Annotated in this window: 18 protein-coding genes; 11 read left to right on the top strand and 7 right to left on the bottom strand. The window is 71.7% G+C overall.

Going from position 1 to position 19,591, the window contains the following annotated elements:
- Nucleotides 1-15 precede the first annotated feature (15 nt).
- Nucleotides 16-1,074 carry a sensor histidine kinase gene (locus QP089_RS19720; protein WP_285913152.1) on the top strand — a complete coding sequence of 353 codons (1,059 nt, stop codon included), beginning with the start codon at nucleotides 16-18 and terminating at the stop codon, nucleotides 1,072-1,074.
- Between the two features lie 15 nt (nucleotides 1,075-1,089).
- Here the strand turns inward: QP089_RS19720 and QP089_RS19715 are convergent, their stop codons facing one another.
- Nucleotides 1,090-1,704 (bottom strand): TetR/AcrR family transcriptional regulator, encoded by a 615-nt coding sequence (locus QP089_RS19715; protein ID WP_285913150.1) that lies wholly within the window; start codon nucleotides 1,702-1,704, stop codon nucleotides 1,090-1,092.
- Between the two features lie 90 nt (nucleotides 1,705-1,794).
- Here QP089_RS19715 and QP089_RS19710 point away from each other — a divergent pair, with 90 nt between their 5' ends.
- Nucleotides 1,795-3,192 (top strand): MDR family MFS transporter, encoded by a 1,398-nt coding sequence (locus QP089_RS19710; RefSeq protein ID WP_285913147.1) that lies wholly within the window; start codon nucleotides 1,795-1,797, stop codon nucleotides 3,190-3,192.
- Between the two features lie 17 nt (nucleotides 3,193-3,209).
- Here the strand turns inward: QP089_RS19710 and map are convergent, their stop codons facing one another.
- The gene (gene map, locus QP089_RS19705) at nucleotides 3,210-4,013 is read right to left on the bottom strand and encodes a type I methionyl aminopeptidase (RefSeq protein ID WP_285913145.1); all 804 of its coding nucleotides are present in this window, start codon (nucleotides 4,011-4,013) and stop codon (nucleotides 3,210-3,212) included.
- A gap of 87 nt (nucleotides 4,014-4,100) precedes the next feature.
- Between map and QP089_RS19700 the strand changes: the two genes are divergently transcribed.
- The 3 genes from QP089_RS19700 (at nucleotide 4,101) to QP089_RS19690 (ending at nucleotide 7,916) form a co-directional block, all read left to right on the top strand.
- Nucleotides 4,101-4,370 carry a helix-turn-helix domain-containing protein gene (locus QP089_RS19700; RefSeq protein WP_285913144.1) on the top strand — a complete coding sequence of 90 codons (270 nt, stop codon included), beginning with the start codon at nucleotides 4,101-4,103 and terminating at the stop codon, nucleotides 4,368-4,370.
- Nucleotides 4,371-4,448: 78 nt separating this feature from the next.
- Complete coding sequence (locus QP089_RS19695; protein ID WP_285913142.1) at nucleotides 4,449-4,940, top strand: flavin reductase family protein; 492 nt, start codon at nucleotides 4,449-4,451, stop codon at nucleotides 4,938-4,940.
- A 159-nt stretch (nucleotides 4,941-5,099) separates the two neighbouring features.
- A complete protein-coding gene (locus tag QP089_RS19690; RefSeq protein WP_285913139.1) occupies nucleotides 5,100-7,916 on the top strand; it encodes a glycoside hydrolase family 2 protein in 2,817 nt (938 codons plus the stop codon).
- A 148-nt stretch (nucleotides 7,917-8,064) separates the two neighbouring features.
- On the opposite strand, the gene QP089_RS19685 is transcribed toward QP089_RS19690, so the two are convergent.
- Complete coding sequence (locus tag QP089_RS19685) at nucleotides 8,065-8,850, bottom strand: maleylpyruvate isomerase family mycothiol-dependent enzyme (protein ID WP_285913138.1); 786 nt, start codon at nucleotides 8,848-8,850, stop codon at nucleotides 8,065-8,067.
- 172 nt (nucleotides 8,851-9,022) lie between these two features.
- Here QP089_RS19685 and QP089_RS19680 point away from each other — a divergent pair, with 172 nt between their 5' ends.
- Nucleotides 9,023-9,850 (top strand): amidohydrolase family protein, encoded by an 828-nt coding sequence (locus tag QP089_RS19680; protein ID WP_285913136.1) that lies wholly within the window; start codon nucleotides 9,023-9,025, stop codon nucleotides 9,848-9,850.
- A 96-nt stretch (nucleotides 9,851-9,946) separates the two neighbouring features.
- On the opposite strand, the gene QP089_RS19675 is transcribed toward QP089_RS19680, so the two are convergent.
- Both QP089_RS19675 and QP089_RS19670 read right to left on the bottom strand, forming a co-directional pair.
- Complete coding sequence (locus QP089_RS19675; protein WP_285913135.1) at nucleotides 9,947-11,578, bottom strand: sigma factor; 1,632 nt, start codon at nucleotides 11,576-11,578, stop codon at nucleotides 9,947-9,949.
- A gap of 426 nt (nucleotides 11,579-12,004) precedes the next feature.
- On the bottom strand, nucleotides 12,005-13,084 hold the full coding sequence (locus QP089_RS19670; protein ID WP_285913134.1) for a helix-turn-helix transcriptional regulator: 1,080 nt from the start codon (nucleotides 13,082-13,084) through the stop codon (nucleotides 12,005-12,007).
- Between the two features lie 211 nt (nucleotides 13,085-13,295).
- Between QP089_RS19670 and QP089_RS19665 the strand changes: the two genes are divergently transcribed.
- Nucleotides 13,296-14,492: an MFS transporter gene (locus QP089_RS19665; RefSeq protein ID WP_285913133.1), complete on the top strand. Its 1,197-nt coding sequence runs from the start codon at nucleotides 13,296-13,298 to the stop codon at nucleotides 14,490-14,492.
- Between the two features lie 46 nt (nucleotides 14,493-14,538).
- Here the strand turns inward: QP089_RS19665 and QP089_RS19660 are convergent, their stop codons facing one another.
- Together QP089_RS19660 and QP089_RS19655 are read right to left on the bottom strand one after the other, a co-directional pair.
- Nucleotides 14,539-14,961 (bottom strand): cupin domain-containing protein, encoded by a 423-nt coding sequence (locus QP089_RS19660; RefSeq protein WP_285913132.1) that lies wholly within the window; start codon nucleotides 14,959-14,961, stop codon nucleotides 14,539-14,541.
- An 80-nt stretch (nucleotides 14,962-15,041) separates the two neighbouring features.
- Entirely contained in the window at nucleotides 15,042-15,734 is a 693-nt protein-coding gene (locus tag QP089_RS19655) for a TetR/AcrR family transcriptional regulator (protein WP_285913131.1), read from the bottom strand.
- Nucleotides 15,735-15,879: 145 nt separating this feature from the next.
- Between QP089_RS19655 and QP089_RS19650 the strand changes: the two genes are divergently transcribed.
- The 4 genes from QP089_RS19650 (at nucleotide 15,880) to QP089_RS19635 (ending at nucleotide 19,579) form a co-directional block, all read left to right on the top strand.
- The gene (locus QP089_RS19650; protein WP_285913130.1) at nucleotides 15,880-16,749 is read left to right on the top strand and encodes an esterase/lipase family protein; all 870 of its coding nucleotides are present in this window, start codon (nucleotides 15,880-15,882) and stop codon (nucleotides 16,747-16,749) included.
- Between the two features lie 113 nt (nucleotides 16,750-16,862).
- A complete protein-coding gene (locus QP089_RS19645; protein ID WP_285913129.1) occupies nucleotides 16,863-18,029 on the top strand; it encodes an LLM class flavin-dependent oxidoreductase in 1,167 nt (388 codons plus the stop codon).
- Nucleotides 18,026-18,499 (top strand): flavin reductase family protein, encoded by a 474-nt coding sequence (locus QP089_RS19640; protein WP_285913127.1) that lies wholly within the window; start codon nucleotides 18,026-18,028, stop codon nucleotides 18,497-18,499. The genes QP089_RS19645 and QP089_RS19640 overlap by 4 nt, the downstream gene beginning before the upstream one ends.
- A gap of 159 nt (nucleotides 18,500-18,658) precedes the next feature.
- Nucleotides 18,659-19,579, top strand: coding sequence for an ABC transporter substrate-binding protein (locus tag QP089_RS19635; RefSeq protein WP_285913126.1), 921 nt, complete (start codon nucleotides 18,659-18,661; stop codon nucleotides 19,577-19,579).
- The last annotated feature ends 12 nt before the right edge of the window (nucleotides 19,580-19,591 follow it).

The raw sequence follows: 19,591 nt of genomic DNA, 5'->3' as shown, positions 1-19,591 counted from the left end.
TACGCCGGGTTCCTCATGCTCGCGGGCGCTCTGCTGCTCGCGGCGGTGTGGGTGTTCCTCCTGCGCTACGTCCCCGACCGCGCGCTCATCGTCCCCTCCGGTACTCCCGATACCGGTGTCTTTCCCGTTCGGTCCAACCTTTTGCGCGTTTTCGCTCCGCGGGCGGTCGCGGTTCTGGCGTTCCTATTGGTGTTCGGTCTCGCGGGAGGGTGGATTCTCGCCGGCCGGATGCTGGACCCGCTGACCCGGATCGCGGAAGCCACGCGAATGGCCACGAACGGATCGCTCTCCCACCGGATCCGCCTGCCGGGCCGCAATGACGAGTTCCGCGAACTCGCCGACGCCTTCGACACGATGCTCGCACGGCTCGAAGCGCACGTCGCCGAACAGCGGAGGTTCGCCGCCAACGCCTCCCACGAGCTGCGCACACCGCTCGCGATCTCGAAGACGCTGCTCGACGTGGCCCGCACCGATCCGGCCCACGACACCGGCGAGCTCATCGACCGCCTTCACGCCGTCAACACCCGGGCGATCGACCTTACCGAGGCGCTGTTCCTGCTCAGCCGTGCCGACCAGCGATCCTTCGCCCGGGAAGACGTCGACCTCTCCCTCGTCGCGGAAGAAGCCACCGAAACGCTCCTCCCTCTCGCGGAAAAGCACGGCGTCACCATCGAGACCTGTGGTGACATCACTCCCACGAGCGGGTCGCAAGCGCTCCTGCTGCAGCTGACCATGAACCTCGTGCACAACGCGATCGTGCATAACCTGCCTGGGCAGGGCACCGTATGGGTCGATACCAGCGTGCGCTCCAAGACGGCGGTGCTCACCGTCGAGAACACAGGCGAGAACCTCACCCCGCAATTGGCCGCGACCCTCACCGAACCATTCCAGCGGGGCACCGAGCGCATACGCACCGATCACGCAGGCGTCGGCCTCGGCCTGGCGATCGTCAAAACCATCACCCAGGCGCACGATGGAACGCTCACCCTGACCCCGCGCTCAGCCGGCGGAATCCGCATCACCGTGGAATTGCCCGCGACGGCCCGCATCCCGATGGGCAGCGGCGTTCTGTAGGCCCGCCCCCCACGGTCAACAGGCGTTGTGGTGGTGGACGAGGGGGAGGAAGAGGTCGTCGACGATCGACTCGATGCGTGCGGGCTTCAGGGGTTCGAGGTCCATGAGCAGGTCGTGTCGCACCAGGTCGAACGGCATGGCGAGCACCGCCGGAGGGGTCCGTTCCAGGTCGATCTCGCCGCGGGCGTGGGCGCGCTCGTAGATCGTCCGGACGATCGAGAGCCGCTGGCCGCCGAGGATCCGGTCGCGGGCCTGGGCCGGGGTGAGGCCGGTGCTGGCCAGCAACCCTGAGAAGGCGGCGGCCGCGGCGACGGCGAAGAAGGCGGCGCGGGCCTGGCCCATGCCGGTCAGCGCGGCCACGAGGTCGTCGCGCAGGGTGCCGGTGTCGGGGGCGTCGACCGGGTGGGTGCGGCGGTAGTGCTCGAGCGCGGCGAGCACGAGCTCGTCCTTGTTGGCCCAGCGGCGGTACAGCACGGCGATGCCGGTGCCGGCGCGGGAGGCGACCGACTCCATGGTCAGCTTCGCGAAGCCGGCCTCGACCAGCTCGTCCCAGGCCGCGTCCAGCAGCGCGGCCTCGAGCTCGGGCCCGCGCCGGCGCCGGCGCGAGGGCTCGGCGGCAGATGGGGTCACGGGCCCAGTATAAGGAAGATTTGCCTTCCTTACGGGAGCGCCCTACTCTCACTAAGAGATGAATTCCTCTCTTATGTCGGAGGCGGGACGATGACGGCGACCACCGAGGCGAAGCTGTCGCCGCAGGTGAGGAACGCGCTGATCGCGCTGGTCGTGGGCGGGATCGCGGCGATCCTCGACTCGACGATGGTGACGCTCGCGATCCGCACGCTGGCGGTGGAGCTGCACTCGACCGCCGGCACGATCCAGTGGGTCACCACCGGCTTCCTGCTGGCGATGGCCGTGACGATCCCGGTCACCGGATGGGCGGAGCGCCGCTGGGGCGGCAAGCGGGTCTGGACGGCCGCACTGGTGCTGTTCGTGATCGCCTCGGTGCTGTGCGCGATGGCGTGGGACGACACCAGCCTGATCGGCTTCCGGGTGCTGCAGGGCTTCGGTGCCGGACTGATCTTCCCGCTGATGCAGACGCTCGCGGTGCGGGCCGCGGGCGGACGGGTCGGCAGCAGGCTGATGGCGGCCGTCAGCCTGCCGATAGCGCTCGGCCCGATCCTCGGCCCGGTGCTCGGCGGCGTGATCCTGAACTGGCTGAGCTGGCGCTGGCTGTTCCTCGTCAACGTGCCCGTGATCGCGGTCGGGCTGCTGCTGGCCTGGCGGTTCCTGCCCGCCGACCGTCCCGGCTCACCGGCCGGACGCGGGCGCCTGGACTGGATCGGCCTGCTGCTGCTCGCGCCCGCGCTGGCGGGGATCCTGCTCGGCCTCTCGCAACTGTCCGAGGACGGCGGGATCGGCCGCGCCGGAGTGCTGGCGCCCCTGTCGGCCGGGGTCGTCCTGCTGGCCGCCTTCGTCGCCTGGGCGTCACGGCCCGGCGAGCGCGAGCCGATCGTCGACGTCCGGCTGCTGCGCGCGCGCTCGCTCGGCAGTGCCTCCACGGTCCTGTTCACCGCCGGCGCGGCGATGTACGCCGGCATGTTCCTGCTGCCGCTGTACTACCAGCAGTTGCGGGGCGACAGCGTGCTGGACGCCGGGCTGCTGATGATCCCGCAGGGTGTGGGCGCGCTCGCCGCGCGCTTCGCGGTCGGCGGGCTGGTCGACCGGTTCGGGGCGCGCGCCGTGACGGTCGCCGGCTTCCTGCTCGCCGCCGTCGCCACCGTCCCCTTCGCGCTCGCCGGACCGGGCACGAGCCTGTGGTGGCTGGGGGCCGTGCTGCTGGTCCGCGGTCTGGGGGTCGGAACGGTGCTGATCCCCCCGATGTCCGTCGCCTACCAGGACGTCCGGCCGGCGGGCATCCCGCACGCCACCATGAACACCCGCATCGCCCAGCAGGTCGGGGCCTCGTTCGGCACCGCGATCGTCGCCGTCGTCCTGCAGTCGCTCCTCGTCCACGGCGCCATCGGTGCCTTCCAGGGCGCGTTCTGGTGGGCGATCGGCATCGCCGTCGCCGCGGTCATCCCCGCCATCGCCCTCCCGGACGGCAAGGCCGCGTCTTGATCGGTGACGGTCCTGCGTCAGCCCTGAGCGGCGTCCCGCGCTGCCGGGTTCTCCGCTTCGCGGCGGGTGAGCACCAAGGGTCCGTCCTCGGTGACGGCGACCGTGTGCTCGGAGTGGGCCGTGCGCGAGCCGTCGGCCGAGCGGATGGTCCAGCCGTCGGCGTCGTAGACGATCCGGTCGGTCGTGCGCGCGAGCCAGGGCTCGATCGCGAGGGTCAGCCCCGGCCGCAGCTTCAGGCCGCGGCCCGCCCGGCCCCGGTTGGGGACGTGGGGATCCTCGTGCATGGTGCGGCCGATGCCGTGGCCGCCGAACTCGGTGTTGACCGGATAGCCGTAGTCGTGGGCCACCTCCCAGATGGCCGCCGAGATGTCGCCCAGGCGGTTGCCTGGACGCGCCGCCTCGATCGCCGCCTCCAGCGCCTCCTCGGTGGCGCGGACGATCCGCAGGTCCTCCTCGGCGGCGGTGCCGACGACGACCGTGCGCGCCGAATCGGCCACCCAGCCGTCGATGCCGACGGCGATGTCCGCGCTGAGCACGTCCCCGTCGCGCAGCGTGTAGTCGTGGGGGAGGCCGTGCAGGACGGCGTCGTTGACGGACAGGCAGATGACGTTGCGGAACGGGCCGCGCCCGAAGGACGGCGCGTAGTCCCAGTAGCACGACTCCGCCCCGCGCCGTTTGATCATGCCGCGCACGTGGTGTTCGAGGTCCAGCAGGTTGACGCCCACGTCGGCGAGCCGGCCGACCTCGGTGAGCACCTCGGCGACGAAGCGCCCGGCCATGTGCATGCGCTGGATCTCCGCAGGCGACTTCAGTTCGATCACGAATACCTCGCGTCCCAGGGTGTTGGTATTACTATACCGAGACTCTAGCACTTGCCGGTATAGTAATACCAACCCTATCCTGGGAGCATGGTTCGCCAACCGCTCACCCCTGAGCAGATCGAAGCCGGCAGACGTCTCGGCGCCCTGCTGCGGCACGCGCGGGCGGGCCGCGACCTGGCGGAGGTCGCGCACGCGGCCGGCATCTCGCCGGAGACCCTGCGCAAGATCGAGACCGGACGGCTGCCGTCCCCCGGATTCGGCACGATTGTCTGCCTCGGCGAGGCGCTCGACGTGCCGGTCGAGCGGTTGGCGGCCACCTGGCGCGGCAACGACCTGCCGCTGGAAGCCGTCTCGTAGCCGCCGTCGCGCGCCCCGGTGAACGCCGTCCGGAGAGCCGCGCACGCATGCCCGCAGGTTGCTGCATAGGCTGCCGGGGTGGACACCGATGATTTCGTCGCCCGATTCGACTACCCGATGTTCGTGGTGACCACCACCGACCCCGTCACGGGAGAGCGTGCCGGCTGCCTGGTCGGATTCGCCACGCAGACCAGCATCGATCCGTTCAGGTTCCTGGTGTGCCTGTCCCGCCGCAACCGCACCTTCCGGGCGGCCCAGGAGGCGAAGGTCCTGGCCGTGCACGTTCTCGGCCGGGACGAGGAGCAGCGGGAGCTGGCGACCTTGTTCGGAGCCGAGACCGGCGACGAGGTCGACAAGTTCACCCGCTGCTCCTGGCGGACGGGCCCCGAAGGCGTGCCGCTGCTCACCGGTGCACCCCGCCGCCTGATCGGCCGGGTCCTGGAGCGTGTCGACCTCGGCGATCACGTCGGGTTCCTGCTCGACCCCGTCGACGTCGCCATCGGGGCCGACACCGCGCCGCTCACCTTCCGCTCCCTGCCCGACATGGAACCGGGCCACGAGGGCGGCTGAACCGCTCGCCCCGCGCGTCCTCGCCCCTGGAAAGTAGGTCTAGCCCTACCCCCATCGACGTCCTGGCCCTACGGCCCGGCGGGTGTCCTCGGCACGAGCATGAAGGCACCAGCCGCCGGGAAGCGCCCGGCTCCTGCCGCACGAAGGAGTGATGGACAGATGAGCGGGTCCAGGACTCGAACCACGGCGCTGTGCGCCGCGCTCGCCCTCGCCGGGACGTTGGCCCCCGCGGTGCCGGCCCACGCGTTCACGCCGCACCGGACGGCCGTGCAGAAGATCCGGTCCTCGGGGACGACGGACCTCACCTCCGGCTGGGCGATCCGGTCGTCCGCCGACACCCGCGACACCGGCGCGGAGATCTCGCAGCCGGACTACTCGACCAAGGGATGGCTTGCGCTGTCGCGGCCCGAGACGCTGATGGCGGGCCTGCTTGAGAACGGCCGCTACCCGGACATCTTCCGCAACGACAACATGGCCAAGGTGCCGGCCAAGCAGTTCGACGCGAACTGGTGGTACCGCGAGCAGCTGACCGTCCACCCCCGCAAGGGAGAACGCACCTTCCTGGTGATGAACGGCGTCTCCGGGAAGGCCGACCTCTGGATCAACGGGAAGAAGATCGCCGCAGGCGCGCAGCTCCAGGGCTCGTACGCGCGGCTGGAGTACGACATCACCCCCTACGTCCGGGACGGCGCCAACGCGATCGCACTCGACGTCTCCCGCAACGACTCCGACATCACCAAGTTCGACACGCCCATGCGGTACCTGACCCAGAACCAGGTCGACTGGAACCCGATGGCTCCCGACCAGAACACCGGGCTGCAATACGCGCCGCAGATCGTCCAGGAGGGCCCGGTCTCGGTCCGCAACGCGCACGTCCTGCAGGACAACGCGCCCGACCTGTCCACCGCCGACCTCACGGTCAAGGCCGACGTGCGCAACAACACCGGCACGCCGCAGCAGGTCACGGTGTCCGGGACGGTGTCGCACGGCGCCACCCGCATCGCCTGCAAGGCCACCGTCACGGTGCCCGCGCACGCGACCCGGACCGTCACCATCACCAAGGCGGACTGCCCCGGCCTGCACCTGAAGCACCCGGCGGTGTGGTGGCCGTACCAGATGGGCGACCAGCCGATGTACCACCTCGCGCTCGACGCGTCCGCGGGCGGGACGGTCTCCAGCAGCGCCGCCGAGGACTTCGGCATCCGCACCGTCACCTCGCGGCTCACCAAGCCCGTGCCCGGCAAGACCCACGGCAAGGACGGCTACCGGCAGTTCATCGTCAACGGCAAGCCGCTGGTCATCCGCGGCGCCGGCTGGTCGCCGGAGCTGTTCCTGCGCTACTCCCCGTCCAACATCGCCGACCAGGTGTCCTACATCCGGAACATGGGCCTGAACGCGGTCCGGTTCGAGGGCAACTTCCCGCCGGACGACATGTTCGCCCAGCTCGACCGGGCGGGCGTCCTCGCCATGCCGGGCTGGCAGTGCTGCGCCCTGTGGGAGAACAAGTCGTCGACGTGGTCGGACGACGTGAAGGCCAACGCGGCCAACCAGGCCCGCACCATGGCCGAGCGGCTGCGCGACCACCCGAGCGTCTTCACCTTCTTCCAGGGCAGCGACGACGCGCCCGACCCCGAGAAGGAGGCCCTCTACCTCAAGGCGTTCGAGGAGGCCGACTTCCGGCTCCCGCAGGTCGCCGCGGCGGAGTACAAGTCGTCGCCGAAGCTCGGCCCGGCGGGCGCCAAGGAGGGCGGTTACAACTACTTCCCGCCGAACGCCCTGTGGAACAACAAGCGCGAGACCGTCAACACCAACGACCCGACGCTCAGCATGACCGGCAGCGCCTGGGGCTTCGACACCGAGGTCAGCACCGGCAACACCATCCCGACACAGGACTCGCTGAACCGCTTCCTCAGCGCCGCCGAGCAGAAGAAGATCTGGGAGCCGGCGACCGCGCAGGGCCAGACCGCCGGCCAGGACATGTACCACACGTTCCTCTACTCCGACTACACGCGCCTGTCCCGGATGGGCGTCTACAACACGCCGCTGTGGCACCGGTACGGCCCCTGGAAGGACGCCGGCTCGTACCAGAAGACCGTCCAGCTCGGTCAGTACGAGGTCACCCGCGCGCAGTTCGAGTCGTACATCGGCAACTCCACCGACAAGGCGAACCCCAGCACCGGGATCATCTACTGGATGCTGAACAAGGCGTGGCCGTCGCTGCAGTGGAGCATGTACGGCTCCGACTTCGACCAGCCCGGCGTCTACTTCGGCGCGAAGAAGGCCAACGAGCCGGTGCACATCATGTACTCCTACGCCGACGGCTCCATCAAGGCCGCCAACCTCACCGGCGCCCGCCAGGACGGGCTGCGCGCCACCGCCCAGATCATCGACCTCGACGGCAAGGTCCGCGCCACCGCGAGCGCCCCCGTCGGCGCGCTGGGCAGCCAGGACGTCCGGACCGTGCTGCGCCCGAAGGTGCCCGCCGGGATCTCCAAGACCTACTTCGAGAAGCTCACCCTCACCCGCGGCTCCGAGGTCGTCAGCCGCAACGTGTACTGGCTGTCCACCAAGGCCGACCAGGTCGACTGGCCGAAGACCCATGCGCCCGGCAAGTACACCCCGTCCAACGGGTTCGCCGTCTTCCAGAAGGACGGCTACGCCGACCTCACCGGCCTGCGCTCCCTCAAGCCCGCCGACATCAAGGTGCAGGCCACCACCCGCCGCGAGGGCGGCGAGATGGTGACGCGCGTGACCGTCCGCAACGTCGGCCGCGGCACCACCCCGGCGCTGTTCACCCGCGCCGACCTGTTCGCCGGCGGCAAGCAGGTGCTGCCGATCCGCTGGAGCGACAACGACGTCACGCTGTGGCCGGGTGAGCAGCAGACCCTCACCGCCCGCTACTCCGCCACGTCCGGTAAGCCCGACGTCCGCGTCAACGGCTTCAACGTCCCCGAGCAGACCCGCCACGCAGGCTGAACCCGCACGAAAGGCTGGACGGGACACCCCGTCCGGCCTTCGCACGTCCAGCCCCTCCGGGCCGTCCACCAGCGTGACCGCACCGCGTGGTGGAGGTCAGATCATGCCGAACGCTCCTTCGCCGTGGCGGTGGGCGGCTCGGTGCCGTTCAGCCGCTGACATGAGCGGTGTTGTCGAGCCAGTGCTGGACGAGGTCGGTGTCCCCGTCGACGCTGATGTCGGTGAGGGGAAGGCGCCGGGTCAAGGTCAGCAGGAGCGATCGTGCCGGGCCGGTCACCGTCACATCGGCCTGCCGGGTTCCGGGCTGCCACGTCGCCCCGTCGGGCCGCCGTTCGACGAACCAGGCGCCCGCTTCGGAGGTGTCGGTGGCCAGCCACTGCAGGGTCTGCCCGGTGCCCCGGATGGCGTGGGCGGACTCCGACCTCTGCATAGCCCACGTGGGGGAGGTGAGCATCGCGAAGTGGTTGGTGATGAGCGCGGCTGCGATGTCGGCGTCGATGTCGGCCGGTCGGTGCGCCGCGCCGGCCGCGTCGAAGCCGTGGACGACGGACTCGTTGAGGACGGTGGTCATCCAGAATCGCGTCCCGGACCGCTCGTCTCCCGCGGCGTTGAACACCGGCGCGTCAAGCGCCTCATCGGAGCACGCGCTCGCGACCCGCTGCGCGGACTCCGACAGCCACGCCTGCCACTCGCGGGGGTCGGCGGGGAGTACGGCCATCTCCGTGGGCAGTTGTGCGGGGTCGGTGACGCGCCGCTCGATGACCTCCGCGACCCAGTGCTGGGTCTGGCCCACGTGCTCGACCAGGTCGGTGATGGTCCACTCCGGGGTGGTCGGGACGGCGGTGTCGGGTCCGGCCGCGGCGGCCGATTCCGCCAGACGTCGGGTGTGTTCGACGATCGCCCGCCGGGCATGTTCGGCGTTCAGTTCGGTCATTGGATCGTCCCTTCGGCGGGTTCGGTGTGCTGTGACCGACTCGGGGTGCCGGTCGAACTCATCGGTGACCTGTGGCGGTCGCAGTCGTGACCATTTGCTTCTACGCCTGCAGCGGATCCGCCCGCAGCAGATACGCGGAGGTCGCGGTTCCGGTGGCTCGTACGGTGGGGGAGTGACGACCGATCTCGAATTCGTGGACGCGCATGTCCATTACTGGCAGCCCAGCGTCAACGACTGGTACCCGGCGCTGCGGTCCCGACCCGTCTACCGCGACATCCTGCCCGGCGACTTCCCGGCCGGCGGCGGGCACGTGCACGTCTCGGCGGTGTCGTCACCGCGGTGGGTGGTCGAGGAGTCGCGCTGGCTGGAGCAGTTGCGACGCGAGACCGGATTTCCCTCCGCCGTCATCGGCACGATCGACCCTGCCGCTCCGTTCACGGAGATCGAGCGGGACATACGAGCCCAGGCCGAGAACGACGCCTTCCGCGGTATTCGCGTGTTCTCCGGACTCGATCCCACCACCGAGATGGCCGTGCAGTTGCTGCGGATGCTCGCCGATCAGGACTGGGTCTTCGACCTGATCGCCCACCCGGTTGACATGGCGTCCTATCTGCCCCTCATCGAGAAGTCGCCCGACACCGCCATCGTGCTGGAGCACGCCGGCTGGCCGGACGGCCCGGACCCGGAGCAGTTCCGCGCCTGGCGCCAGAGCCTCGCCCCGCTCGCCGCGTTCGACAACGTCGACTGCAAGATCTCCGGACTCGGCATGGCCCTGGGCACCACCGCCGCCGACCGGCTTCGCCCCTACGTCGAGGCATGCCTCGAACTCTTCGGCGTCGACCGCTGCTTCTTCGGAAGCAACTTCCCCGTCGACAGCGTCGCCGGAACCTACGGCGATCTCATCGATGCCTACCGTCAGATCACCGCACCGCTCGGTACCCGAACCCAGGGCGAGCTCTTCGCCGCCAACGCCCGCCGGCGATACCGGCTGCCCGACTGAAAGACCGGATCGATTCACGTCGATCGCCTTGTGCGGCCGGAGCCGGCGGGTGGCCGGTTTTCGGCCCATCCGCCGGCGTCCGGTGCGGGGTGACGATTATGGCCAGGGCAAGAGGAGGTGCAGGGTGACGTCCTCGGTGATGGTGAAGGTGCACGGTTCGGTGGCGGGGGATCCCGCGCAGGGGCCCGTGGTCCAGTTGCCGGCCGGGTTCTCGTGCGGTTCGGGGTTGTGCACGTAGCCGACCTCGTCGCCGTCGTGCACCGGGAAGGTGCAGGTGGCCGGAGCGTTGCAGGCGCCCGCCGGTGTCCCGTTGACGGAGATGTCCAGGTAGTGGATCGCGTCTCCGCCGCCTCCTGCGTCCATCTCGATCGTCAGGGTGCGCGGCGCGGGCGGGGCGGTCTCGCCGTCCGGCTCCTGGTCGTCGTTCGGAGGTTGGCCGGTGTCGGGGGGCTTGGGGTTGTCCGAGGTCTGGCCGGGGTCCGGATCCCGACTCTGATCGTTGGATGGTTCCTCGTTCTTCTGCTGGGCCTGGCCTCGCGGCTTTCGGGTCGGTTCGCCCTTGGCGGGCTCGTGGGTGGAGCCGGGTGTTCTCCCCGGCTGAGGCCGCGAGCCTTGGGGGACGGGGCGTTCGTGTTCGGTGGCCGGTGAAGCGCCGGGCAAGGCGGGAAGGCTGGGGAGTGCTTCCCGGGCGGCAGGGGACCAGCGGCCCAGCGTGAGGGCTCCGCCGAACAGCACCAGCAGGACGAGCAGTGAGGTCAGCCCACGGTGTCTTCTGCGCGGACGTGGGCTTTGGGGGCGGGGGCGGCCGGACGGCCGGGCCGGCGGTCTGGGCCGGGGCTGCCGGTGAGCGCCGGCGGACGAGGTGAAGGTCCGGGCCGAAACCAGCCGGATCCGTCCGTCCAGGCGATCGGCTGCGTGCGGTGCAAGCACGAACGGCAGCGCACGAAGAGCGGCGAACATGCGCTTGCGTTCCGTGTCCTTGCAGCGCGGGCACTGCCGCAGATGCTCCGCGATCTCCTCCAGGGACGTGGCGGGCAAGCGTCCCGTCTCGTCGCGCCTGCCTTCCGCCGCGTCGAGCAGCCGGTGGAGTTCGTCGCAGGCGCTGCCGGAGTCGAGTTCCCCGCGCAGCCTCACCCGGAGTGCGGCGATGACGTGGTGGCGTCCTCTGCTTCGGGCCTTGTAGATGGAGCTCGCGGTCCCGCCGGTCTCGGTGGGCACCCCGGCGAGCTCGCGCAGCATCAGGTCCCGGACGATCTCGCGGGTGCGCGGTGTCAGCTGCTCGACGGCCTCGTCGATCAACCTCAGGGCGCGGCCGTTCCATGCCCGGCGGAACAGGTCGCCGAAGCCGGACGCGTCGGCGGTCTCGATGCCGTCCAGCGGAACCGCGGCCCGCTGGGCCGACTCGGCGTAGCGCCGGCAGGTGTTGGCGGCCACGACCCGCGCGTACGCCCCGAAGTCGTCGATCGACTGCCGCCTTGCGCGTTTGCGGCGCAGGGCGTCGATCAGTGCCACCGCGATGTCCTGCATCGCGTCCTCGACGAGCCCGGGTTGCCGCCGCAACCAGGTCCAGCAGATCCGCTCCAGGCTGGGACGGTGACCCTGAAGCAGTTCGGTGACGGCCTCGGGTGCGGTGATTCCCTCCGCGCGACGGTCGTCGAGGATGATCGACAGGAGCAGCGACTCGCGTTCCCCGTCGAGCGGTCCGTTCCCTGGATTCCGCACGCTCATGAGACCGGCCCCCGCTCCGCGTCGTCGACCCGCGCTCCCGTGCCGGGACGACCGGTGGCGTCCGAACGCCGGACGGGCCCCGGGCACGCCGATCGCCTGACCACCCGCTGGGCAAGGCCGCGTGTCAGGTCCGCCAGGAGTCCGGACGCGACCGACAGAACAAGCGCTTCGGTGAAACCAGCGCTCATCGTGGTTTCCTCTCGGTTCTGGGCGCCGCTGTGGCGCTCCCTCGACCAGGTAGGAGCACCGGGAGATGTCGGGTCTGACAATCCGCAGGTCACGGGGCTTTCGATGCCGCCCGTCCGGGCACGCGAACCGCCTGCTCCGGTCACACAGCGCCAGGCGGCCACACCTGAACGTTACGGTCTCCGCCGCGCCCGCACGGCCCCGTGACCGGGAGCGGACACGAAGGCGCCCGCCTCTGCGTCAGCCGGTGAAGGGTCGGTAGAGGTCGGTGTGGAGGCGGGCCATCAGCTCGCCGCGGCTGGAGACGCCCACCTTCTCGAAGACGGCCTTGACGTGGTCGCGGACGGTGTGGGGCGACAGGTTCAGGCGGGCGGCGATCTCGCCGGTCGCCAGGCCGCGCGCGATGCATCCGGTGATCTCCGATTCGCGGGCGGAGAGCCGGTAGGCGGCGATCAGCAGGGGAGTCACCTCGGAGGCCTTCGCCGGTTCGACGATCAGCGCCACCTGGCCGGGCTCGCCGTCCGGCCCGCGCATGCAGGAGGCGTGGCAGGCCAGCCAGGTCCCGGAGCCGGTGCGGATGCGGATGCGCGCGCTTCCGCCCTCCCCTTCGCCGGCCGCCGCGAAGGCGCGGCGCGCGACGCTGTAGAGCGCGGCGGGCAGGGGGAGGCCCAGGGCCGTGGTGACCGACGGTCCGGGCGGCACGGTGCCGAGGTGCCGGCGCGCCTCGTCGTTGGCCGACAGCAGCGCGCCGGACGGGGAGAACAGCAGCAGCCCGGGGCCGTGGTCCTCGGCCGGAGCGGCGGACGCGGCGCGGGCGAACTCCCGCAGGCGCGCGGCGAGCGGGCGTGACAGCGCCGACACGAAGGCGATGTCGTCGGGGGTGAAGGCGGGCCGTCCCGCCTCGCGGAAGAGGCTGATCGCGCCCCAGGACCGGGAGTCGACGCGCAGGACCGCGCGCAGTTCGTCGCCGAGGCCGCGCGGGCGCATGTGCCGCCGGTACAGGGCGCTGACCTCGGGGTCGTCGCCGGTGGTGTCGCGCAGGGCGGCGGCGGGGACGGCGGCTCTGGCGAGGTCGGGGTAGCGGTTGACGCCCTCGTCCAGCAGCTCGCTGTCCCAGTAGACCGCGCAGCCGTCGTCGTCGAGGTTCTCGACGAGGACGGGCGCGGTCATCAGCCCGGTCCCCGGGTCGGTGGTGCGCCATGCCGCCGCGTCGAACGGGACCGTCCGGCGCAGCCGCGCCGACAGCCCCGCGAACAGGTCGGTGGCGTGGGCGGCCCGGGACGCCCCGCCGAGGATGCGGTCCCGCCGGTCGCTCTGCATGATCTGTCAAACCTCCGGACGGAGCAGGAGCTTCCCGACACTGCGCCGGGCTTCGAGATCCTCGTGTGCGGTGCGCGCGGCCGCCAGCGGGTACTCGCCGCCGATCGTTGGCGGCCGGGCGCCGCCGCGCGATCCCTCAAACGGGGGATCGCCGCGGGCCGCGCCCGGAGTGATCGTTGGTGGCCGTGGCACCGAGAAGGAAGGACGAGCCATGCGGTTGCGACTGGTCATCTTGGCGATCGGCACGTTCGCCATGGGGGTCGACACGTTCGTGATCGCCCCCATCCTCGACCCGATGGCGCAGGGCCTCGGGGTCTCCCGGACGACGGCGGGCTGGCTCATCACCGCGTTCGCCCTCGCCTACGCGGCCGGCGGGCCGCCGCTGGCCGCCGCCGTCGGGCACCGCCCGCCCCGGACGCTGCTGCTCGGCGGGCTCGCCGTCTTCGCCGCCGGGAACGCGCTGAACGCCGTCGCCCCCGGCTACGCGGCGGCGTTCGCCGGGCGGGCGCTGGCCGGCGCGGGCGCGGCGCTCTACACCGCCAACGCGCTCGCCGCCGCGCGGGCGATGGCGCCCGCCGAGCGGCAGGGACGCGCCACGGCGGTGGTCGTCGGGGGGCTGACGACCGCGATCGTGCTGGGCCTGCCGCTCGGCAGCCAGCTCGGCGCCCGGGTGGGCTGGCGGGCGGCGCTCTGGCTGATCGTCGCGCTCGCGGCCGTGGCCGCCGCCGGGATCGCCGCCGCCGTCCCCGCCCTGCCCGGCACGCCGCGCCTGGCACTGCGGGCCCGGCTCGCCCCGCTCGGGAACGCGCGGGTGGTCGCGGCGCTGGCGGCGACCTGCCTGTGCCTCAGCGCGAGCTGGACGGTCTACACCCGCGTGGACGAGGTCATGCGGCCCGCCACCGGCGGCGACGCGGACCGGGCGTCGCTGGTCCTGCTGCTGTTCGGCGCGGGCGCGGTCGCCGGGAACCTCGCCGTCGGGCGGCTCACCGACCGGTTCGGCGCGGCCCGGACGATCGTCTGCGCCGCGCCGCTGCTGGCGCTCGCCGTCGCGCTGGTCCCGCCGTCCGCCGCCAGCCTGCCCGGCGCGCTGGCCGCGGCGGTCTGCTGGGGGACGCTGCACTGGATGATCAACGTGCCGCAGCAGCTGCGGGCGACCGCCGCGGCGCCGGGGGCCGCACCGCTGGTGCTCGGCCTGCACCAGAGCACCATCTACATCGGGATCAGCGTCGGCGGCGCCATTGGCGCCGCCGGCCACGCCCTCGGCGGACGCACCGGCATCGGCTACGCCGCACTGTGCGCCGGCCTCATCGGACTGGCCGCCCTGGCCGGCTCCCTCTGGCTCGACCGCCGCCACCACGTCCCGGACGAAACCCCGCCGGCCCCCGTCCTCCGCGAATCCCTCAAGTAGCGCGCGCCACGCCGGCGGCCCGGGGACGGGCGCGGTCGAACTCGGCCTACCGCCCGGGGTCGCCGGGCGGGTGCTGGAGGAACCACTTCACGATGTCCGGCATGCGCGGTTCGAAGGCTCCGGGGACGGAGATGTTGAGCGCCCCCGCCCGCTCGCCGGTGCGGTTCTGGAAGTCGTGGGGCGTGCCGCCGGGAGCCAGCACGAACGATCCCTTGGGGGCGTCGAACCAGCGGTCCTCGACGAGGAAGGTCATCGTGCCGTCGAGGACGTAGAAGACGTCGTCCTCCGGATGGGTGTGCGCACCGGGCCCCGTGGTGTGCGGCTCGAGCCACCATTCCGAGATCGAGTAGCGGTCGGCCGTCTCCCTGCCGTCCGCCTTGAACACCGCGTTGATGCGCCCCATGTCGTAACGGCGCCCCTCACCGGGCGCACGGTGAACGGGGATCCGCTCGTCCGAGTTCGTCTCCATGCCCTCGACGATAAGCAGGTGAGGTCGGCCGGGTCTTGGACGAATGGGAAGCGCGGTCAACACGCTGCCGGCCGTGACGGCTATGCGCGGTGTTTGCGCGGCGTCTCCGGTTGCGTGGTGCGGGCGGCGACGCCGGTGCGGACGGCGGTGTAGAAGGCGCCGAGGTCGCCGATCAGGGCTTCGACGTCCGCGGGGTCGCGCGGGTCGGCGTCCAGCAGCCAGTCGGCGATGAGGTCGAACAGCCCGCCGACCAGGCCGATCGCGATGCGGTGCACGCCGGGGCCGGGGGCGGCGACGCCGTGCCGGTTCCAGAGGGACTCGACGAACTCGGCGGCCCAGCGGCGGTTCCGGCGGCGCTGCCGCTCGACGGCCGGGGAGATGGCGCCCGCGCTGCCGAACGTGACCAGCGCGCGGCGCGGGTCGTCGATCAGGGCGTGGGTGAACGCCTCCACCAGCGCCCGTTCGGCCTCGTCGCGGTCGGCCGGGAGCGTCTCGAGGCGTTCGAGCATGTGCGTCTGGAGCTGCTCGGTGATGTGCCGGAGCAGGGCGATGTAGCAGTCCTCGCGGCCGTCGAACGTCTCGTAGAAGCCCTTGGTGCCGACGTAGGCGTTCTGGCAGATCTGCTCGATCGAGGTGTTGTGATAGCCGTGCGCGGCGAACAGGTCCAACGCCGAGTCCAGGAGTTGCCGGCGGCGCTGCTCGCGGCGCTGTTCGGCATCGAGTCCCCGGATCCGCCGCTGCCGCACCCCGCTTGCGGGCTTCCCAGCGTTCATCGGACGCGAGTCTACCTGCGCAGGGGAACGCCCGCGATTTAGCAAAAAGATGCCTTGTTCGTAACAAGGCATCGTGCTCTACTGGCGGCGCCATCCCAGACCGCGCCCACCCCAGACCGCGCCACCCCAGAACATGGAGGTCACCATGGGCTTCAAGTCGCTTCGCAGAAGGCTCGGTGCTTGCCTGGTCGCGCTGCTCGCCGTGCCGGCGTGGCAGGCCGCGCCGGCGGCCGCCGCGTCCTCGTCCGGGTTCAACGACTACGACTGCCGTCCTTCGGCGGCGCACCCGGACCCGGTCGTGCTGCTGCACGGGCTCGGCGGCAACGGCCCCGGCAACTTCCTCAGCCTCGGCCCCACGCTCGCGGCGTCCGGGTACTGCGTCTACGCCGAGACCTACGGCGAAGCGCTGCCGCCGGTCCCGGTGGGCGGCTTCCAGCCGATCGACGCCTCGGCCGGCGAGGTCTCGGCTCTGATCGACAAGGTGCTCGCGCGGACGGGCGCCTCGAAAGTCGACATCGTCGGGCACTCCGAAGGCGGGTTCCTCTCGCTCTACATCCCCAAGTTCGTCCCCGGCCAGGCCGCGAAGATCGGCCGCGTGGTGGCGATCGCGCCGCCGACCCACGGCACGTCCTTCTCCAACCTGGTCGCCATCGCGCGCAGCCTCGGCATCATGGACCAGGTCAACCAGGTGATGTCGGCGGCCGGCTGCAAGGCCTGCACGGAGCTGACGACGGGCGCGCCGACCGTCGCCAAGCTCGACACCGGTCCGATCGCCCAGCCCGGCATCGCCTACACCGTGATCGCCTCGACCTCCGACGTCCTGGTCACTCCCAAGGGCGTCTCCTTCGTCGACGAGCCCGGCGTGGCCAACACCTACGTCCAGGACCGCTGCCCGAACGACCCCGTCGGGCACATCGGACTCGCCTACGACATCACCGTCGCCGACCTGGTCGGCAACGCCCTCGACCCGGCGCACCCCGAGCCGGTGGAGTGCGGGACCGGCCTGCCGTTCTGACCGGGGCCGTCGGGAACGCCACATTGACCGGCGCGGGGGAGTGCGCGCACAATCCTAACCATGTCAGTAGGAAATATGGAGAAGCTGGCCGGCCGTGAGGAAGGAAGAGCCGCGTGACCCTGACGTTCCACTGGTTCCTGCCCACCTACGGCGACTCGCGTCTCATCGTGGGCGGCGGCCACGGCCGGCCGGCCGGCGCCGCGTCCGGCGACCGGCGCGCCTCGATCGGCTACCTGTCCTCGATCGTGCGGTCCGCCGAGGAGCTCGGCTTCACCGGCGCGCTCACCCCCACCGGCGCGTGGTGCGAGGACGCCTGGCTGACCACCGCGATGCTGGCGCGCGAGTCCGAGCGGCTGGCGTTCCTGGTGGCGTTCCGGCCGGGGTTGATCAGCCCGACGCTCGCCGCGCAGATGGCGGCGACGTTCGACCTGCACGCCCCCGGGCGGCTGCTGCTCAACGTCGTCACCGGTGGCGAGGCCCAGGAGCAGCGCGCCTTCGGCGACCACCTGTCGAAGGACGAGCGGTACGCCCGTTGTGCGGAGTTCCTGTCGGTCGTGCGGCGGTTGTGGGCCGGTGAGACCGTCACCCACCGCGGCGCGCACCTCGACATCGACGCCGCGCGGTTGTCGACCGTCCCCGACCCGGCCCCGCCGCTGTACTTCGGCGGCTCGTCCGCGGCGGCGGGGCCGGTCGCGGCGGAGCACGCCGACGTGTACCTGACCTGGGGCGAGCCCCCGGACGCGGTGCAGCGCAAGATCGAGTGGATCCGCGGGCTCGCCGCGGCCCACGGGCGCAAGCCGCGCTTCGGCATCCGGTTGCACGTCATCGCCCGCGACACCGCCGAGGAGGCCTGGCGGCAGGCCGGACGGCTCGTCGAGGCGCTGGGGGAGGACACCGTCGCCGCCGCCCAGGAGTCCCTCGCCCGCAGCGAGTCCACCGGCCAGAGCCGCATGCGCGCGCTGCACGAACGCAGCCGGGCCGACGGTTCGTGGCGCGACCCGCGCGCCCTGGAGGTGGCGCCGAACCTGTGGGCCGGCGTCGGCCTGGTCCGCGGCGGCGCGGGGACGGCGCTGGTCGGCGGCCACGACGAGGTGGCCGACCGCATCGCCGAGTACGCCGAGCTCGGCATCGACGAGTTCGTCCTGTCCGGCTACCCGCATCTGGAGGAGCTGTACTGGTTCGGCGAGGGCGTCCTGCCGCGGCTGGCCCGGCGCGGCCTGTTCCACGAGCCGTTCGGTCCCGGCCGCACCGCCCCTGCGCCGAAGGAGACCTCGCGATGACCGTGCTCGGCGTGGACCTGCGCCGCGTCTACGGCGCCTATCCGACCGGCGTCGCCGTGGTCGCGGGCCTGGTCGGCGGGCGCCCCGCCGGGATCGCCGCCAGCTCGTTCGTCCCGGTGTCGCTGGACCCGCCCCTCGTGTCGGTGTGCGTCGCGCACACCTCGACGACGTGGCCGCTGCTGCGCGAGCTGCCTCGCATCGGCATCAGCGTGCTCGGCGCCCACCAGGAGCACGTCGGACGCCGGCTCGGCGCCCGCACGGGCGACCGGTTCGCCGGCGTCGACTGGCGCGCGACCCCGGACGGCTGCGTGCTCGTCGAGGGCGCGTCCGCCTGGTACGACTGCACCGTCGAGGAGCAGTTCCGCTCCGGCGACCACGACATCGTCGTCTTCCGCATCCACGACCTGGACGCCGCGTCCGACGTCCCGCCGCTGGTGTTCCACGCCAGCGGCTTCCGCCGCCTGGATTGATCCTTTTGGAACGTTCGAAGCCCACGTCCCGGCCGGGGCGTGGGCTCGCTCGGCGGCCGGGCCGATGTGATTTCATACTTAATTGGTTGGTATTGACGGGAACATGGCCGGACGCTTACGTTCGCTGTGACCCGGCCACCGTGATGGGAGAGAGCCCCCGTGAGAGCGACGTCGAGCCCATGGAGAACCGCCGCCGTCCTGGCGACCGCCCTGGCGGCGCTGACCGCCTGCGGCTCCGGCGGCGGCGCGTCCGGCGCCGCGGACGGGACGCCCCGCACCGGCGGGACGCTCACCTTCGCGGTGGGGTCGGACGCCGGCTGCGTCGACCCGCAGCAGGTCGGCAGCAACGACACCATCTACTCGAACAACGCGCGTCCCCCGCTGGACGACGAGAAGGTCCGCAGGGCGATCACGCTGGCGGTCGACCGGAAGCAGATCGCCCAGACCGTCTTCCCGTCCGGGACGCGGCCCGCCACCAGCGTCCTCGCGCACACGACCCCCGGCTACACCGACGTCGGCGCGTCGCTCGCCCTCGACCAGGCGCAGGCCAAGGCCCTGCTGGACGCCGCCGGCTGGACGCCCGGGAGCGACGGCGTCCGGCAGAAGGGCGGCAGGAAGCTGGCCCTGACCGTCACCTGGTTCGCCAACGCGGCCACCAACAAGCCGGCGCTGGAGCTGCTCCAGCAGCAGCTGAAGGCGGTCGGCGTGCAGGTGGCGCTGCAGGAGAAGCCGATCGCCCAGCTCACCCAGGTCCAGCGGTCCGGGGCGTTCGACCTGCTGTGGGGCAACGTCACCCGCGCCGACCCCGACATCCTGCGCAGCTCGTTCTCCACCCGGCTCGCCAACCTCTACAAGGTCCCGGCCACCGGCCTGGACGGTCTGCTGGACGGCCAGGCCGCAGCGTCCGACCAGGCCGAGCGGTGGGAACTGGTGGCCAAGGCGCAGCGGGACATCGTCCAGCACGCCTACACGGTCCCGGTCGTGGAGCTGCAGACCGAACTGGGCGTCGCCAAGAAGGTCCACGGCGTGCTGTTCGACGCGTCCAGCCGCATCCAGCTCCACGACGCCTGGATCGGCTAGAGGCACCGCGGC

Origin of the sequence: Actinomadura opuntiae, assembly GCF_030283205.1 — a bacterium.
Classification (GTDB): Bacteria; Actinomycetota; Actinomycetes; order Streptosporangiales; family Streptosporangiaceae; genus Spirillospora.
The sequence above is the reverse complement of the archived record's forward strand: the minus strand, read 5'-3'. Positions and strand labels throughout refer to the sequence as shown.